This is a genomic window from Mycobacterium sp. NPDC006124 (assembly GCF_040614235.1).
Classification (GTDB): domain Bacteria; phylum Actinomycetota; class Actinomycetes; order Mycobacteriales; family Mycobacteriaceae; genus Mycobacterium.
Window position 1 is genome coordinate 1 of record NZ_JBEXUA010000005.1, and the last position, 15,444, is coordinate 15,444.

Annotated in this window: 18 protein-coding genes; 10 read left to right on the top strand and 8 right to left on the bottom strand. The window is 67.0% G+C overall.

Annotation, left to right across the window (positions count from 1 at the left end; all coding sequences use genetic code 11):
• Positions 1-91 precede the first annotated feature (91 nt).
• Complete coding sequence (locus tag ABZ195_RS12050; RefSeq protein WP_355217904.1) at positions 92-499, bottom strand: hypothetical protein; 408 nt, start codon at positions 497-499, stop codon at positions 92-94.
• Between the two features lie 153 nt (positions 500-652).
• Entirely contained in the window at positions 653-913 is a 261-nt protein-coding gene (locus tag ABZ195_RS12055; RefSeq protein WP_355217906.1) for a hypothetical protein, read from the bottom strand.
• 75 nt (positions 914-988) lie between these two features.
• On the opposite strand from ABZ195_RS12055, the gene ABZ195_RS12060 reads away from it, so the two are divergent.
• From ABZ195_RS12060 to ABZ195_RS12070, 3 genes are all read left to right on the top strand, one after another.
• Entirely contained in the window at positions 989-1,258 is a 270-nt protein-coding gene (locus tag ABZ195_RS12060) for a metal-sensitive transcriptional regulator (RefSeq protein ID WP_355217907.1), read from the top strand.
• A gap of 98 nt (positions 1,259-1,356) precedes the next feature.
• Entirely contained in the window at positions 1,357-2,235 is an 879-nt protein-coding gene (locus tag ABZ195_RS12065) for a 1-acyl-sn-glycerol-3-phosphate acyltransferase (protein ID WP_355217909.1), read from the top strand.
• A gap of 59 nt (positions 2,236-2,294) precedes the next feature.
• Positions 2,295-2,762, top strand: a complete 468-nt coding sequence (locus tag ABZ195_RS12070; protein ID WP_355218506.1) for a nuclear transport factor 2 family protein — start codon at positions 2,295-2,297, stop codon at positions 2,760-2,762.
• 3 nt (positions 2,763-2,765) lie between these two features.
• Here the strand turns inward: ABZ195_RS12070 and ABZ195_RS12075 are convergent, their stop codons facing one another.
• The gene (locus ABZ195_RS12075; RefSeq protein WP_355217910.1) at positions 2,766-3,560 is read right to left on the bottom strand and encodes an SDR family NAD(P)-dependent oxidoreductase; all 795 of its coding nucleotides are present in this window, start codon (positions 3,558-3,560) and stop codon (positions 2,766-2,768) included.
• Positions 3,561-3,854: 294 nt separating this feature from the next.
• Here ABZ195_RS12075 and ABZ195_RS12080 point away from each other — a divergent pair, with 294 nt between their 5' ends.
• A complete protein-coding gene (locus tag ABZ195_RS12080) occupies positions 3,855-4,607 on the top strand; it encodes a hemolysin III family protein (protein WP_355217912.1) in 753 nt (250 codons plus the stop codon).
• 331 nt (positions 4,608-4,938) lie between these two features.
• A complete protein-coding gene (locus ABZ195_RS12085) occupies positions 4,939-5,229 on the top strand; it encodes a hypothetical protein (protein WP_355217914.1) in 291 nt (96 codons plus the stop codon).
• A 27-nt stretch (positions 5,230-5,256) separates the two neighbouring features.
• Here ABZ195_RS12085 and ABZ195_RS12090 read toward each other — a convergent pair whose 3' ends face one another.
• On the bottom strand, positions 5,257-6,468 hold the full coding sequence (locus tag ABZ195_RS12090; RefSeq protein WP_355217916.1) for an acyl-CoA dehydrogenase family protein: 1,212 nt from the start codon (positions 6,466-6,468) through the stop codon (positions 5,257-5,259).
• Positions 6,469-6,651: 183 nt separating this feature from the next.
• The gene (locus ABZ195_RS12095; RefSeq protein WP_355217917.1) at positions 6,652-7,134 is read right to left on the bottom strand and encodes a TspO/MBR family protein; all 483 of its coding nucleotides are present in this window, start codon (positions 7,132-7,134) and stop codon (positions 6,652-6,654) included.
• Positions 7,135-7,440: 306 nt separating this feature from the next.
• On the opposite strand from ABZ195_RS12095, the gene ABZ195_RS12100 reads away from it, so the two are divergent.
• From ABZ195_RS12100 to ABZ195_RS12115, 4 genes are all read left to right on the top strand, one after another.
• The gene (locus ABZ195_RS12100) at positions 7,441-8,568 is read left to right on the top strand and encodes an ABC transporter ATP-binding protein (protein ID WP_355218508.1); all 1,128 of its coding nucleotides are present in this window, start codon (positions 7,441-7,443) and stop codon (positions 8,566-8,568) included.
• A gap of 71 nt (positions 8,569-8,639) precedes the next feature.
• On the top strand, positions 8,640-9,836 hold the full coding sequence (locus tag ABZ195_RS12105) for a spermidine/putrescine ABC transporter substrate-binding protein (protein WP_355217919.1): 1,197 nt from the start codon (positions 8,640-8,642) through the stop codon (positions 9,834-9,836).
• A gap of 15 nt (positions 9,837-9,851) precedes the next feature.
• Positions 9,852-10,727, top strand: a complete 876-nt coding sequence (locus tag ABZ195_RS12110; RefSeq protein ID WP_355217921.1) for an ABC transporter permease — start codon at positions 9,852-9,854, stop codon at positions 10,725-10,727.
• Positions 10,724-11,584 carry an ABC transporter permease gene (locus ABZ195_RS12115; protein WP_355217922.1) on the top strand — a complete coding sequence of 287 codons (861 nt, stop codon included), beginning with the start codon at positions 10,724-10,726 and terminating at the stop codon, positions 11,582-11,584. The genes ABZ195_RS12110 and ABZ195_RS12115 overlap by 4 nt, the downstream gene beginning before the upstream one ends.
• On the opposite strand, the gene ABZ195_RS12120 is transcribed toward ABZ195_RS12115, so the two are convergent.
• The 3 genes from ABZ195_RS12120 to ABZ195_RS12130 all read right to left on the bottom strand — a co-directional run bounded on the left by ABZ195_RS12120 (position 11,581) and on the right by ABZ195_RS12130 (position 14,431).
• Positions 11,581-12,372, bottom strand: coding sequence for a hypothetical protein (locus ABZ195_RS12120; protein ID WP_355217924.1), 792 nt, complete (start codon positions 12,370-12,372; stop codon positions 11,581-11,583). The genes ABZ195_RS12115 and ABZ195_RS12120 overlap by 4 nt on opposite strands.
• Positions 12,373-12,673: 301 nt before the next feature.
• The gene (locus ABZ195_RS12125; protein ID WP_355217925.1) at positions 12,674-13,537 is read right to left on the bottom strand and encodes an EamA family transporter; all 864 of its coding nucleotides are present in this window, start codon (positions 13,535-13,537) and stop codon (positions 12,674-12,676) included.
• Positions 13,538-13,618: 81 nt separating this feature from the next.
• Positions 13,619-14,431 (bottom strand): acyl-CoA thioesterase domain-containing protein, encoded by an 813-nt coding sequence (locus tag ABZ195_RS12130; RefSeq protein ID WP_355217927.1) that lies wholly within the window; start codon positions 14,429-14,431, stop codon positions 13,619-13,621.
• A gap of 34 nt (positions 14,432-14,465) precedes the next feature.
• Here ABZ195_RS12130 and ABZ195_RS12135 point away from each other — a divergent pair, with 34 nt between their 5' ends.
• A complete protein-coding gene (locus ABZ195_RS12135) occupies positions 14,466-15,431 on the top strand; it encodes a LysR family transcriptional regulator (protein ID WP_355217929.1) in 966 nt (321 codons plus the stop codon).
• Positions 15,432-15,444: the final 13 nt, after the last annotated feature.

The following is a 15,444-nucleotide window of genomic DNA, read 5'->3' on the forward strand; positions in this document are numbered from 1 at the left end:
GGCGCTCATCAGCGCTCAACACGATCTCGACGGCATGCGGAGTAGGCATGACCCAGTCTAACAACTAGGCCGCAATTAACGACTCAGGACACTAGCCAGCTGCAGCGGCCGCAGCCTTGTCCTTGGCGGCCTTGTCCGCTGCAGCGGCGATCGCGGCACGTCCCTCGGGGCTGGCGGCGGAGTTGCCCGGTGTCGTCGCCGTAGCGACTCCCGCGTTGCAGTTGAGGTAGAACTGCACGGTGTCGGTCTCGTGGCTGAAGTCGGTGCCGTGGATGAACGGAGCACTCTGAGAGCGCTCGACCGAGCAGTCGTCTTGCGCCTCGGCATCGCCGACGCGACTCGCCACCACGACTGTCTGCTTGGCGTCACCAGCGGCCTTGGACGCGTCGGCGTAACTCTGCCCGGCGTAATCATCCGCCGCCGCGGTCCCGCCGGTGAGCAAGGCAATTGGTAGCGCGCCAGCCACCAGCGTTGATGCGATGGCGATGCGTGCGAACATCGGACTCCGTTCCAGACGTGTCGTCGGTCTCTCGAGAACGTCAAGATAGAGACAGTCGCTGGCATGCCGCTTTCGTGTGGCTGTGTGCAAACTGTGAGATCTCGAGAGAACCTCCGCCCGGCGCGAAGGCTGTGGAGTGGTGGTCGGCGTTGGTCAGTGAGCCTCGTTGGCATCACCGGGATGGGGCACGTTGTCTTCGTCGACGTAGGCGGCGTGATCGGTGTCCACGTCGGAATGGTCGCGCGGACCCTCGTTTGGCCCCTGGGTCTCGACCGCATCCGCAGCGTCACTGGGCATCGTCATGTGCACGTCCTCTTGATTCGATCCGTCGGGCTCGTTCCCGCCGGTGGGTTCACCGAGTTGGGTGTGCCCCGTCTGGACCGTGCCGAACCGGGCCCGCGTCCCCGCGCTCACCCGCCCGATGTGCGCATGGCCTGCATACCCCTACGGGTACCGTGTGGGGAACGGGCTAGAGCGAAGGGTGTGAGCATGAAGCGTGACGAAGAGAATCTCTCGGCCGTCCTGAATCGTCTGCGTCGGGCACAGGGGCAACTGGCGGGCGTGATCTCGATGATCGAACAGGGTCGTGATTGCAAGGACGTGGTAACCCAGCTCGCTGCGGTCTCCAAGGCGCTCGACCGCGCCGGCTTCAAGATCGTGGCGTCCGGTCTGCGCGACTGCATCGCGGGCCAGGGCGCCGACGGTGCCGACCCCATGACCGAGGCGGAATTGGAGAAGCTCTTTCTGGCGCTCGCCTGAGCTGCGCGGCTGGGAGCCCTTGCATTCCGATCCGCCCGTGTGCGAGCAACGGGTACGGCATCATCGTCTGCGCACGGCCACACCGATCGGAAGGTCTCATGCCCGAAGACGAATCATCGCAGCAGGGTGACGTCGAGAACCTCGCCGACGCTCTCCTGACGGCCATCGAACAGGGCGCCGAAGCGGGCTCCGACGGCGAAGAGTCATCCCCCGACCTCGTCGGCGGCGCCGTCTTCGCCTTCCGTCGGCTGGCCATCGAATTCGTCCGCCGCTACAACCGCCTCGAGGTCACCGCCGAGCCGGAGGGTCTGACGGATCCGGTCCTGTTCGTGGCCAACCACGGGTTCGGGGGCATCTTCGATCTCAACGTGTTCGCGGTCGCGGCCACGTTCGAAGGACTCGAGTTGGACCGCGACGTGACCATCCTGACCCACCAATTGGCCTGGACGCTTGGCGTGGGTCGCCTCATCGAGCCACTCGGGGCGCGACCGGCCAGCGCGCAGTCGGCTCAGGACGCGTTCGCCCGCGGCGAGCACGTCGCCGTGTTTCCAGGTGGCGACATCGACGCGGCCAAGGCCTGGGAAGAACGCAATCGCATCAAGTTCAACGGACGCAACGGGTTTGCCCGCCTGGCGATCGACTCGGGCGTTCCCATCGTGCCGATCGTCACCGCCGGCGCCGGTGAGTCGCTCTTCGTCATCTCCAGCGGCGAACGGCTTGCCCGGGCGATCCGACTCGACAAGCTGCTGCGGGTGAAGGCGGCGCCCGTCAGTCTCTCGCTGCCCTGGGGCCTGAGCGTCGGGGCCGTCGGCATGCTGCCCTATCTGCCCTTGCCCACCAAGCTGACCACCCGTGTTCTGCCGGCCATGGTGCCGGCTGACGCCGAGGACGCCGCCGACTACGCCACCCGCGTGGAGACCGTGATGCAGGAAGCGCTGACGGACATGACTGCCCACCGCATCCCGCTCATCGGTTGACCCGCGTCGGCGCGGCGCAGACCGGAGGCGACCCGACCACCGACGAAAGGCGCACCATGATGGAGGAATCCCGTCCACCCCTGCCACCGTTCGACCACGAGGCGGCGATCCGCAAGGTGCAGGCCGCCGAAGACGCGTGGAACACCTGCAACCCCCACCAGGTCAGCCTGGCGTACACACCCGACAGCGTGTGGCGCAACCGGGGGTCCTTCGTCACCGGGCGCCAAGCCATCGTCGAGTTCCTGACCGCCAAGTGGGAGCGGGAACTCGATTACTCACTGCGCAAGAGCCTTTGGGACTTCCACGACGACCGGATCGCCGTCCGCTTCCAGTACGAGTGCCGCGACGCGACGGGGCAATGGTGGCGCAGTTACGGCAACGAGCTGTGGGAGTTCGACGAGAACGGACTCATGCGCCGGCGCGAGGCCAGCATCAACGACGTGCGAATCGAGGAGGCCGACCGCCGGTACTTCGGGCCCCGGGCCGAGGACGAACGCGGGCCGGGCAACGACATCGAGCTGCAGTGAGGGCTACTGCTCCCCCAGACCCATCAACTCGGTGACCCCGTGGTCGCGACCGGCCGTGTAGCCGCCGTCGACCGCCAGGGATTGTCCACTGACGAAGCTCGCGTCGGCAGACAGCAGAAATGCTGCTACGGAGGCGATTTCGTCGGCGCGCCCGAAGCGCCGCAGCTTGTGCTCGTGGCGTAGCGATTCGCGTGGCGCCTCGAAACCCGGCATCCCCATCACCGAGTCGAACATCGGCGTCCGGATGAAGCCAGGGCAGATGACGTTGGCCCGAATACCACTGGGGCCGTAGTCGATTGCGATGTTCTTGGTCAGCAGGACGACCCCACCCTTGGATGCGTTGTACGCACTACCCCCCGCGGTGCCTTCGAGGCCCTCGATGCTGGCCAGGGTCACGATGGCGCCCCGTTCGTCGGCCACCCGCGGCTGGGCCACCATCTGGGCGAGCGCGGCGCGCGCCACCACGAACGTGCCCTTGAGGTTGACGCCGAGCACACGATCCCACTCCTCGTCGGGCAGGGTGTGCACGGGTCCGCCACCCGCGACGCCCGCCGCGTGCACCACGCCGTCGAGGCGCCCCGCCTCGGCCACCACGGCCTCGACCGCGGCGGTGACGGCAGCGGCGTCGAGCACGTCGGCGGCCCGACGGGTGAAGCGGCCCGAGAACCCGGTCGGCCCGTGACCCAGGTCGACGCCCACCACGTGCGCCCCCTCGTCCAGCAGTCGCTCGACCGTCGCGGCGCCGATCCCCGACGCCGCACCGGTCACCAGCACGCCCTTGCCCTCGAACCTGCCCATCGCCGTCCCCTCTCGCCGGTACGTCCCTCCGCGACATCATGACGTGGGCAAAGCGGCGGCGGCACCGCTTCGGGTTCGCCTCGCGAAGGGTTCCACGTCACGGCCGGGCCTCGAACTGTTCACCGGATCGTGATGTCCCCAAGCCCTGCTGCCGGTGATCGTGACCCCAGACCTTCGGTAGCCTCTACGCCAGGCTCGCGCGCAACGCGACGGGCCACGCCGACGGGCGACGGCTCCACCACGACAGCAAAGAATGTCCTGAACGAGCACAGATCGGTGAACCACATGAGCGCCATGACCACATCGTCTGCCGCCGCAACACCGGCGACCGACGACGACGCCCCGGCTACCCCGCACCGCGACGAGGACCTGCCGCAGGTTCTCGCCGACACCGTCACCGAGATCCTGCACACGCCGCCCAGTTCGCGCGGCGCCATCCACCTCGTCTGCGCGGCGTTCGCGATCGTCGCCGGCGCGGCCCTGGTGCCCGCGGCGTTGATCGCCGGTCGACCCCACGCGGGCCTGGCGACCCTCGTCTACGCCATCACGATCATCGGCATGTTCAGCGTGAGCGCGGTCTACCACCGGGTGCGGTGGAGCAATCCCACCGCGCGCACGTGGATGAAGCGCGCAGACCACTCGATGATCTTCGTCTTCATCGCGGGCAGTTACACCCCCCTCGCGGTGCTCGCGATGCCGCCGCAGACGGCGAAGCTCGTGCTCACCATCGTCTACTCGGGAGCCGCGGCGGGCGTCGCGTTGAAGATGTTCTGGCCCTCGGCGCCCCGGTGGGTCGGAGTGCCGCTCTACCTCATCCTGGGCTACACGGCGGTCTTCTTTGCCGGAGTCCTGCTCGACGGCGCGGGGCCAACCGTCGTCGCCCTCTTATGTGCCGGTGCCGTCCTCTACAACATCGGAGCCGTCCTCTACGGCGTTCGATGGCCCAACCCGTGGCCGCGGACATTTGGCTACCACGAGTTCTTCCACGCCTTCACCGCCGTGGCGGCAGCCTGCCACTTCGCCGCCATCTGGCTGATCATCGTCTGACGACGCACGCGCCTTCTCGTCCGTCGTTGCCACGCAACGACGTTGGGTGTTTGGTCCCGATCGCCTGACAGTGCCCTGGCGATGCCTCTCCGAAGGCGTCGACCACAGCCGCGTCGGCTACACCTGTGGGGTCGGGAGCAAATATCTGATGGACGAGAGGCCACGATGACGACGAATCGATGGACCAGGCTGGCCGCCGGCGCGGCAGTCTCTGCTTCCCTGGCAGGCGCTGGGTTGGGTCTGCTTCCCGAGCTGGCTCATGCCGATCCGCCGCCGTGCCCGCCCGGTCAGTTCTGCGGACCGGGTGGACCGGGCGGGCCCGGTGGACCAGGTGATCACTGGAACCACGGTGATCACGGTTGGCGTGACGGCGGATGGCAGAACGGACCCGGCGGACCGCCGCCGCCGCCACCCGGTGGGCCGGGTGCACCTCCGCCGCCCGCGGGCTGGCAACCGGGCCCGGTGCCCCCACCCCCGCCGTGGCAACAACCGGCACCGCCGCCACCCGTGGGCACCGCCGCCACCCCCGCCTCCGCCGTGGCAGCAGGACGCGCCCGTCATCTGGGACCAGGGTCAGAACTCGTGGGGGTTCTGGCTGGGGCCGATCTGGATTCCGCTGTAGTGGATCGCGCGGGCTGCCGCTGGAGGGTTACTTCAGCGGCAGCCCGGTGATCGCCCTGGCCATCACCAGTCGCTGAATCTCGCTCGTACCTTCGAAGATGGTGAAGATCTTGGCGTCGCGGTGCATGCGCTCCACGGGATAGTCCCTCGTGTACCCGTTGCCGCCGAGGATCTGGATCGCCTCGTCGGTGACGTAGACCGCCGTCTCACTGGCGGCGAGCTTGGCCATCGACCCCTCGGCATTGACGAACGGCTTGTCGTTGCGCGCCATCCAGCCGGCCCGCCACACCAGCAGTCGCGCAGTGTCGATCCGGGTTCGCATGTCGGCGAGTTTGAACGCGATCGCCTGGAAGTCGCCGATCTTGCGGCCGAACTGCTCACGTTCCTGCGAGTAGTCCAGGGCGTACTCGTAGGCCGCTCGGGCCACACCCAAGGCCATCGCGCCGACCGTCGGGCGGGTGCGCTCGAAGGTCTTCATCGCCGCTTGGCCGGCTGAGCTCTTGCCCTCGCGGGCTCGGGCGATTCGTTCGTCGAACTTGTCCTTGCCACCGATGATCAACCGGCCGGGAATGCGGACGTCGTCGAGTACGACCTCAGCGGTGTGGGAGGCACGGATGCCGTGCTTCTTGAACTTCTGCCCCTGGCTGAAACCCGTGCTGCCCGGGGGGATGATGAAGGTTGCCTGACCTCTCGATCCCAGTTCCGGATACACCGATGCGACGACGATGTGGACGTTGGCGATGCCGCCGTTGGTGGCCCAGGTCTTCGTGCCGTTAAGGATCCACTCGTCGTTGGCCTCGTCGTACCGGGCCCGGGTGATGATGGCGGACACGTCCGAGCCAGCCCCGGGCTCCGAGGCGCAGAAGGACGCGAGCAGGGGCTCGTCAACGGTGCCGAACATCTGGGGCAGCCACTCCCCCAACTGCTCTGGTGTCCCCGTCGCAGCCAGCGACGCCGCTGCCAAACCGGTGCCCAGGATCGACAGCGCGATGCCCGCATCACCCCAGAACATCTCCTCGAACACGGTGAGTAGTCCGAGGCCGCTCGGTTCTGCGGCTTGGGTGGCGAAGAGTTCCACGGAGTACAGGCCGACCTTCGCGGCTTCCTGGATGATCGGCCAGGGAGTCTCCTCCCGCTCGTCCCATTCCGCCGCCGCAGGCCTGACGACCTTCTCGGCGAAGTCGTGAACCCAGTCACGAACCTCGATCACGTCGTCGGAGAGTTCGAGCGAGAACGTCATGCGACTGATCCTTCCGGCGGAGTCATCCGCGCATGGGCTGGCCGAATTGGTCACCCTGGGCAACCGTGGCACGCTATTCGGTGAACGACTGTACACACCGAACTTACCGGGCTTCTAGTTACCCGGCGAGTGGGCCTGCCATTGCGGGCAGTGCAGGTGAGGCGACGACGCCACCGAGCCGGGTCAGCGGTTGAGCCACCAGATGCGAGTCGAGAGCACCGTCGCGAACGTGCACCACAGTGGGTAGGGCCAGAGCGCCTTCGCCGGGGTTCCGTTCACCGCGACCGCACGCCGGGTCAGATCGGCACTGCTGACGGCCAGCGCTCCCGCCAGGACTGCCGACGAGCCGAGTTGGCGGCGGTTGAAGAAGAGCCAGGACCAGCTTCCGTTGAGCACGAGGTTCAGCGCGAGCAGCTTCGTGTAGGTCCGGGCCTCGTCGTGGGCGCCGCGGTCGTCGAGTTCGTCGAGGGTGGCCGCCGACACCAGCGCGATGTCGGTGTACAGCAGCGGCCACACGATCGGGAAGGCCTGCCGAGGAGGCTGAAAGCTCGGTTTGCGGAGTGTTTGGTACCAATTCGACTGAACTGCGGGTCCGGTGGCGAGACCGCCGAGGACGGCGGTTGCCGCGGCGGCTCCTGCCGTCTTGGCGAGGGTAAGCGCGCGCATGCGACTCCTTTCGACTCCTCGAAGGTACCTGGCGGCCACCCACCTCAAGCGGATTCGGCGTCCCACCGACTTCGCAGTGCGGATTCCGATTGTCTAGATGTAAATTCGTTGCGGAATCGCTTGCGAAGGTCACCAAGATCGGCGAGTGTTTATCCACGGCGCACGGGTTGAATGCGGATCGCGTCTCCAGTTGGAGCGCCCCGCCGTTCGTGCCGAGAAACCAGGGAGGTAGTCCTGAGCGGCACCCGCGGCACCACGGTCGGCACCACCGGAGACGACACCCGCGCTCTCGTGCCGGGCACGCCGGTGGTCGAGATCGACCACGTCACCAAGCGTTTCGACGACTACGTCGCCGTCGCCGACGCCGACTTCTCGATCGCGTCCGGCGAGTTCTTCTCCATGCTCGGCCCGTCCGGCTGCGGGAAGACCACCACGTTGCGCATGATCGCCGGGTTCGAGACGCCGACCGAGGGCGCGATTCGGCTCGAAGGCGTCGACGTGTCGTCGGTATCGCCACACAAGCGCAACGTCAACACCGTGTTCCAGCACTACGCCCTCTTCCCGCACATGACGGTGTGGGACAACGTCGCCTACGGACCCCGCAGCAAGAAGATCGAGAAGTCGGAAGTCACGCGGCGGGTCGACGAACTGCTGGAGATCGTCCGGCTCACCGACTTCGCCAAACGCAAGCCGGCCCAACTCTCCGGCGGCCAGCAGCAACGCGTTGCGCTGGCCCGTGCTCTGGTCAACTTCCCCAGCGCGCTGCTGCTCGACGAACCGCTCGGCGCGCTGGACCTCAAGCTGCGCCACGCCATGCAGTTCGAGCTCAAGCGCATCCAGCGCGAGGTCGGCATCACGTTCGTCTACGTGACGCACGACCAGGAGGAAGCGCTCACGATGAGCGACCGCATCGCGGTCATGAACGCCGGCAACGTCGAGCAGATCGGCACGCCCACCGAGATCTACGACCGTCCCGCGACCGTGTTCGTCGCCAGCTTCATCGGCCAGGCGAACCTGTGGCCCGGTGTTCAGAACCGGGTCGACGGCGACCTCGCCGAGCTGTCGGTCCTCGGCACGACGCTGCGGGCCAGGCCGGGTGACACCGCCATCGAACCCGGTGGGCACGCCACCCTGATGGTGCGTCCCGAGCGGGTCCGCGTGTCCGTCGAACCGCCCACCGGTGACGTGGCGACCGTGTCCGCCACGGTGACCGACCTGACGTTCCAGGGTCCGGTGGTGCGCCTGTCGATGGACGCGCCCGACGGATCACCGATCGTCGCCCACGTCGGCTCCGAACAGAATCTGCCGCTGTTGCGGCCCGGCGACCGAGTCCACGTTGCGTGGTCACCAGAGGCATCCCTGGTCCTTCCGGCCGCCGACATCCCCACGACCGAAGATCTCGAGGAGATGTTCGACGCGCCCCTCGAGCCCTGACGCCACGCCCGCTCCCACCCTCCCCGCACGCTAAGAAGCACCGCCCTCCCGCAACCTCCGAAAGGCACCTCATGGCGAACGAGTTCGATCCTCGACAGCTGTCCCGGATCGCGTCGACCAGGACGTCGCGACGCCGACTCCTCGGCGGTGGCGCGGCAGCAGCGGCGGCGCTGGCGTTGGGTCCGTCCTTCCTCGCCGCGTGCGGTTCCAGCAGCACCACGAGTTCCAGCAGTTCCTCGGCGCCCCCGCCGGATGACGGCAAGCCCGCGAGCGGCAACCTGCGTATCTCCAACTGGCCGCTGTACATGGCCGACGGGTTCGTCGCCGCCTTCCAGAAGGCCAGCGGACTGACCGTCGACTACAAGGAAGACTTCAACGACAACGAGCAGTGGTTCGCCAAGAACAAGGAGCCGCTGTCGCGCAAGCAGGACATCGGCGCGGACCTGGTGGTGCCTACCCAGTTCATGGCGCTGCGCCTCAAGCAACTGGGCTGGCTCAACGAGATCAGCGAGACCCGGGTGCCCAACCGCAAGAACCTTCGACCGGATCTGTTGAACGACAAGTCCGATCCCGGCCGCAAGTTCACCGCGCCGTACATGAGCGGCATGGTGGGTCTGGCCTACAACAAGGCGGCCACGGGGCGCGAGATCACCAAGATCGACGACCTGTGGGACCCGAAGTTCAAGGGCAAGGTCAGCCTGTTCACCGACATGCAGGACGGCCTCGGCATGATCATGACCTCCCAAGGCGGTGACGTCGCCAACCCCACCATGGATTCCGTGCAGAAGGCCGTCGACCTGGTGAAGGAGCAGAAGGACAAGGGTCAGATCCGCCGGTTCACCGGCAACGACTACGCCGACGACCTGGCCGCGGGAAACATCGCCATCGCCCAGGCCTACTCGGGCGACGTGGTCCAGCTGCAGGCCGACAACCCGGATCTGGAGTTCATCATCCCCGAGTCCGGTGGCGACTGGTTCATCGACACCATGACGATTCCGTACACCACGCAGAACCAACATGCGGCCGAGGCGTGGATCGACTACGTCTACGACCGGGCCAACTACGCGAAGTTGGTGGCCTTCGTGCAGTACGTGCCGGTGCTCTCGGACATGACCGACGAGCTCAACAAGGTCGACCCGAAGTTGGCCGCCAACAAGCTCATCAACCCGCCGCAGGACTTCCAGGACAAGCTGCACACCTGGGCTGCGCTGACCGACGAGCAGACCCAGCAGTTCAACACGGCCTACGCGGCGGTGACCGGTGGCTAGTCGTCGGGCGCGCTCGTGGCAGGAGTAGTCAGCAGCAGCCGCCAGCGCAGCAAGATCGCGCCGTACCTGATGATCCTCCCGGGTCTGGCGTACCTCGCGATCTTCTTCGTGGTGCCGTTCTGGTCGCTGTTCCGGACGTCGCTGTCGAGCATGGGCGGTTCGATCTACCTGCCGCAGTTGACCTTTGCGTGGAACTTCGGCAACTACGCCCACGCGCTGTCGACCTATCAGGACCAGATCCTTCGGTCACTGCTGTACGCCTTCACCGCGACGGTGGTGTCGCTGGCGATCTCCTACCCGCTGGCCTACGTCATCGCGTTCAAGTCGGGTCGGTACAAGAACCTCCTCCTGGGTTTGGTGGTGCTGCCGTTCTTCGTGACGTTCCTGGTGCGCACCCTGGCGTGGAAGACGATCCTGGCCGACGACGGCATCGTGGTGCAGTCGCTCAACGCGATTGGACTGCTGCCCCCCGACGGACGGCTCTTGTCGACTAGTTGGGCCGTCATCGGCGGATTGATCTACAACTCGATGACGTTCATGATCCTGCCGCTCTACGTGAGCCTGGAGAAGATCGATCCGCGGTTGCTCGAGGCCTCGCGAGATCTGTATTCCTCGGGCACCCGGGCGTTCACCAAGATCATCTTTCCGTTGTCGGTGCCCGGCGTGCTCGCCGGCAGCCTGCTGGTGTTCATTCCTGCGATGGGCGACTTCATCAACGCCGACTATCTGGGCAGCACGCAAACCACCATGATCGGCAACGTGATTCAGAAGCAGTTCCTGGTGGTCAAGGACTATCCGGGTGCCGCGGCGCTCAGCTTCCTGCTGATGGCGATGATCCTGGCGGGCGTGCTCTCCTACACGCGGGCCCTGGGTACGGAGAACCTCGTATGACGATCCAAGAAGGCGCGGCGGTCGTCGACCTCATCGACCAACCGCGGCGGTCGAAGCGGTCCGTTCGTGGCCCCGGCAAGCTGGGTGACGTCGCCCTGCGGGTGGTTGCGGGGTTGGTGCTGTTCTACATCTTCGTCCCGATCTTCGTGATCGTGCTGTTCTCGTTCAACAAGCCCGCGGGCAAGTTCAACTACACATGGCAGGGCTTCACGCTCGAGAACTGGGCCGATCCGTTCAAGTACCCGGCGTTGGCCGAGGCCCTGAAGATGAGCATCGAGGTGGCAGCGCTGTCCACCCTGATCGCCCTCGTGCTGGGAACGCTGCTGGCAATCGCCTTGGTGCGGCAACGATTTCGGGGCAGCGGGGCGGTCGACACATTCCTGGTCCTGCCGCTGACGGCTCCCGAGGTAGTCATGGGTGCCTCGCTGTTGACGTTGTTCCTGGACCTCGGTTGGGCGACCGGTTTCACGACCATCCTGATCGCCCACGTCGCGTTCGAGATCAGCTTCGTGGCGATGACGGTGCGGGCCCGGGTCAGGGGCTTCGACTGGACCCTGGAGGACGCGTCGATGGACTTGGGCGCCAGTCCCACCCGGACGTTCTTCCGGGTGACGCTGCCGTTGATCGTCCCGGGCATCGTCGCCGCGGCCATGTTGTCCTTCGCGCTCTCGCTCGACGACTTCATCGTCACGTACTTCGTGAGTGGGTCGACGGTGACCTATCCGCTGTTCGTCAACGCGGCGACGAAGGCCGCCGTGCCGCCCCAGATCGACGTCCTCGCGACCGCGATCCTGGTGATCAGCCTGGTGCTGTTGATGGTGGGAACGCTGTACCGCCGCAAGCGGATCGCGCCCTAGGCGACCCGTTCGACGGTGCCGACCCTGCCCTGGTGGGACGACAGGACGCTGCGCGAGCGGGGCGAGAGTCCGGGCTCGGCCATCGGGCGCCGGCGGCGATGGATGCGTGCCACCTCGACGACGACAGAGGCCACCTGCGCGGGCTCGCCATGCACGGTGAATGTCCTGCGGTCCCACCACATCATCTTGGTCTCGTAGCGGGCGTCGGGGTAGGGCGTGGCGGGAATGGGCGCCACCACCCCGCCGGTGGATCGCCACCGCTCCAGGGTGTGTGCGGCGGAGGTTGCCATGTAGTAGTCCACCCCGAGCACGGCCGTGAGGTGAAAACCGCTGCGGGCGTGCAACTTGGCCCGGTGGCGATTGCGGGCACCGTCCCCGTCCATCCAGGCGGCCTTCATCTCGATGACCCCTGACGGAATGCGTTGCGCCAGCATGATGCGGACGTCGGACTCCCCCGGCTGACCCGCCCATTCGACGACGGCGTGGGAGTCCTCGGGCTCGGTCAGCACACCCCTGGTCCGGACGCCACCGATGACGCGACCGTCGACGTCGGTCATCACCCAGAACAGCGCGGTGTCGGCGGCGCACCGTTCCGTATCGGCGTCGATGGCGTCGCTGACGCCGAACTTCGCGTAGCTCGTGACGGCTCCCCGGTGATACTCGGCGAACAGATCGGGGGCCGCAGCCGGTTCGGCGATGGTAACCACGCATTCCGCAGCCGAGTCCCACCAGGACAGTGTTCCGCCCGGGACATACTGACCCGATTTGGTGAGTTCGAATGTCGTCATTGATCCGCCTTCGTCGCTTGATGAACCGACAATGGCAATATAATACCTTTGGTCGAAAAGCGTATTCACCTGCTACTTAGGTCGCAGATGTTGTATCCAGCAAATCAATTACCGCCCCAGAAGATTTGTCTTCAAACCCAGTAGCCAATGGCGCTCGACGGTTCATGGTCGACGGGCGTCGACCAGCGGCCACCGACGGCGCGCGACGGATTACGGCGTTGCTCGTCGGCGCGCCGGTTTCGGCGCGGCGTAGCTGTACGGGCAGCTGAGAGTAGCCGGGGCCGCGCGTGTCGGGACGGCGTCAGGTCACGTCGACGAGGACGGGTGTGCGCGATCCGCTGCGGGCAGCTCCGATTCCGGCGACGACGACCAGGCAGATGCCGATCACGCCGGCGCCGTCGGGGGCTTGCGAGAGCACCAGGAAGCCGATCAGCATCGCGAATGCCGGCTCGATGCTCATGAGCGTTCCGAAGGCGGCGGTGGTCAGTCGGCGCAATGCCATGACCTCCAGCGTGAACGGGATCACCGGCAGCAGGATGGCCAAACCGATGCCCCACAGCAGGATGTCGGAGGTGACACGCGGGATGACCGTGGGGCCGACGACGACGGTGGAGAACACGGCGGCGACGGCCATCGACAACGCGAGCCCGTTGACGCCCTCCACGCCGTCGCCGACACGCTGGGTCAGCAGAATGTAGGTCCCCCAACATGCTCCCGCGCCAAGCGCGTACGCCACCCCGACCAGGTCGACGGCGTCAGCCCACGGCTGGGTGAGGAGTACGACGCCTGCGGCCGCCAACCCCGGCCACACCACCCGGCTTCGCCCCCTGCCCTTGGCCACCGCCACGCCGAGCGGTCCGAGGAACTCCAGCGCACTGGCCGTCCCCAGGGGAATACGGCCGATGGCGGCCATGAACAGCAGCGTGACCGCTGCGGTCACCACCCCGAGGACGACGCACGTCAGCGCGGTCGTCCTGGTGAAGGCCGACGGCCTCGGCCGGACGACGGCCATCAGCAAGATTCCGGCCCACGTCAGCCGCAACCACGCCGCACCCTCGACGCCAATCTGGTCGATCAACCCCAGCGACAAGGCCAAGCCAGCCTGAACGCAGAGCATCGAGCCCGACGCCATCAGCACGCCGGTGCGAGCCTGGTTCATACCCATGGCTGCATTCAATGGCACGGCCACTGTTCGCGTCCACGTGATAAAGCGGGACACATCGTTCGGCAATCGCGAACGTTCGTCTCACAAGCTCTCGGCGACGGTGGTGTCGTCGGAGAAGTCGATCTGCGCGGCGGGGTTGCTCACGGCCGTGATCAGACCGGTGCCGAATGCCCCGTCCCGGTCGTAGAGCGTCGCCGCGCCGACGCTGATGCCCTCCGCCGTCCAGTGCGAATCGGCCTGCAGATAGATCCACTCGTCGACGGGTAGCCGGGCTAGCGCCACGGTCAGATCCCCGTTGATGTAGCCGATGCCCGCCGTGCCGAGGTTGGTGACCAGGCTGGTGCCCTCCGCGGAGTAGGCGGCGTTGACGAACGGTGTGTTCTCCGTTCCCTCGACCACGTCGATCGCGCGGTTGAGGAACCTCTTTCGTGAGGTATTTCGGTGATCGGCGATGGTGGGACTCCACCCGGCGGCGTCGCTGCCGACCCGCAGGCGACTGGCCTCGTCGACGTCCGTCGGGGTCGGGAGTTCCATCGTCGCCGACCACTCCTCGCCGCGTGGCGCCGCTGAGCGGCGGTACTGCACCAAGGTCGCCTTCGCCACCACGGCATCGCCCTGGAGCAACTCGCATTCCGAGTTGCGCACCCGCCGGCCGTCGCGCACCAGCCGCGACCTGACGGTGGTCGGTACGCCGCGAGCCGCCTTGAACAGGTCCACCGTGAGGCGGGCCGGCATGAACTCGTCGAGGCCGAAGCACTCCTCGACGGTGCGTGCCGCCAGGCCTACCAGGGCCGGACCATTGAGATGGTCTGGGCCCCAACGACTTCGCGCATTCGTCGTGGGAAGGAAGGTGTCGGGCGACGTTTGGACGAAGTGGGCCGCACGCGCAGTCATTCTCGAATCGTCGCACGGGGCGGACAATGCCTGAGTGGACACCCGCCGACTACAACTGCTGCTCGCCCTCTCCCGGCTCGGCTCGATGCGCGCGGTCGCGCAGGCCCATCACCTCACCACCTCGACCGTGTCGCAACAGATCGCGGCGCTCGCCAAGGACGCGGGGACCGATCTCGTCGAGCCGGCTGGCCGCCACGTACGCCTGACGCCGGCCGGCCGCCGACTGTCCGACCATGCCGTGACCATCCTCGCCGCCGTCGAGGCCGCACGCGTCGACCTCGACCCGGACGCCGAGCCGACGGGTACCGTGCGCGTCGGCGGATTCGCCACCGGCATTCGGGTGTCGCTCCTGCCGGTCCTCGCCGAACTCGCCACCAGCCATCCGCGGGTGGATGCCATCGTCGGTGAATACGAACCCGTCGAGGCCTTTCGCCTGCTCGTCGACGACGACCTCGACCTGGCCTTGGTCTACGACTACAACCTGGCTCCGGCGTCCCTCAATCCCGCGTTGGACGCGGTGGCGCTGTGGTCGACGCCCTGGGGCCTCGGTGTGCGAACCGACGCCGCCCGCGGTGGGACCGCAGACCTGCGTGACCACGCCGAGCAGACGTGGATCGTCAACTCCCGCAACACTGCCGACGAAGCCGCGGTCCGCACGCTGGCCGCGTTGACCGGGTTCACTCCCCGAATCGCCCACCAGATCGACAGTCTCGACCTCGTCGAGGACCTCATCCTCGACGGGTACGGCGTCGGTCTGTTGCCGCTGAATCGCCCGACCCGCGAGGGTGTCTCGGTCCTTCGCCTCGTCGAGCCGACCATCGTGATGACGGCGTACGCGGCGACCCGCCGCGGCCGTGAGAGTTGGGCGCCGCTGCGGCTGCTGTTGGACCGCCTGCGTCCCGTTCCGGGTGAGCGTGGCCAACTCCGGACGCCGGACTCCGCGCCGCCTCAACGCGACTGGCCCCGGCCCGCCGCGGCCGACCCCCCTGCTAGCCGGTAGTCGGCCTGGCCGC

What these genes read in the sequence shown, in the direction of transcription:
- ABZ195_RS12115 (WP_355217922.1), top strand. Translation starts at nt 10,724, where the DNA reads ATGACGATCCAAGAAGGCGCGGCGGTCGTCGACCTCATCGACCAACCG.
- ABZ195_RS12090 (WP_355217916.1), bottom strand. Translation starts at nt 6,468, where the DNA reads ATGACGTTCTCGCTCGAACTCTCCGACGACGTGATCGAGGTTCGTGAC.
- ABZ195_RS12075 (WP_355217910.1), bottom strand. Translation starts at nt 3,560, where the DNA reads ATGGGCAGGTTCGAGGGCAAGGGCGTGCTGGTGACCGGTGCGGCGTCG.
- ABZ195_RS12130 (WP_355217927.1), bottom strand. Translation starts at nt 14,431, where the DNA reads ATGACTGCGCGTGCGGCCCACTTCGTCCAAACGTCGCCCGACACCTTC.
- ABZ195_RS12095 (WP_355217917.1), bottom strand. Translation starts at nt 7,134, where the DNA reads ATGCGCGCGCTTACCCTCGCCAAGACGGCAGGAGCCGCCGCGGCAACC.
- ABZ195_RS12120 (WP_355217924.1), bottom strand. Translation starts at nt 12,372, where the DNA reads ATGACGACATTCGAACTCACCAAATCGGGTCAGTATGTCCCGGGCGGA.
- ABZ195_RS12060 (WP_355217907.1), top strand. Translation starts at nt 989, where the DNA reads ATGAAGCGTGACGAAGAGAATCTCTCGGCCGTCCTGAATCGTCTGCGT.
- ABZ195_RS12125 (WP_355217925.1), bottom strand. Translation starts at nt 13,537, where the DNA reads ATGGGTATGAACCAGGCTCGCACCGGCGTGCTGATGGCGTCGGGCTCG.
- ABZ195_RS12050 (WP_355217904.1), bottom strand. Translation starts at nt 499, where the DNA reads ATGTTCGCACGCATCGCCATCGCATCAACGCTGGTGGCTGGCGCGCTA.
- ABZ195_RS12065 (WP_355217909.1), top strand. Translation starts at nt 1,357, where the DNA reads ATGCCCGAAGACGAATCATCGCAGCAGGGTGACGTCGAGAACCTCGCC.
- ABZ195_RS12080 (WP_355217912.1), top strand. Translation starts at nt 3,855, where the DNA reads ATGACCACATCGTCTGCCGCCGCAACACCGGCGACCGACGACGACGCC.
- ABZ195_RS12070 (WP_355218506.1), top strand. Translation starts at nt 2,295, where the DNA reads ATGGAGGAATCCCGTCCACCCCTGCCACCGTTCGACCACGAGGCGGCG.
- ABZ195_RS12105 (WP_355217919.1), top strand. Translation starts at nt 8,640, where the DNA reads ATGGCGAACGAGTTCGATCCTCGACAGCTGTCCCGGATCGCGTCGACC.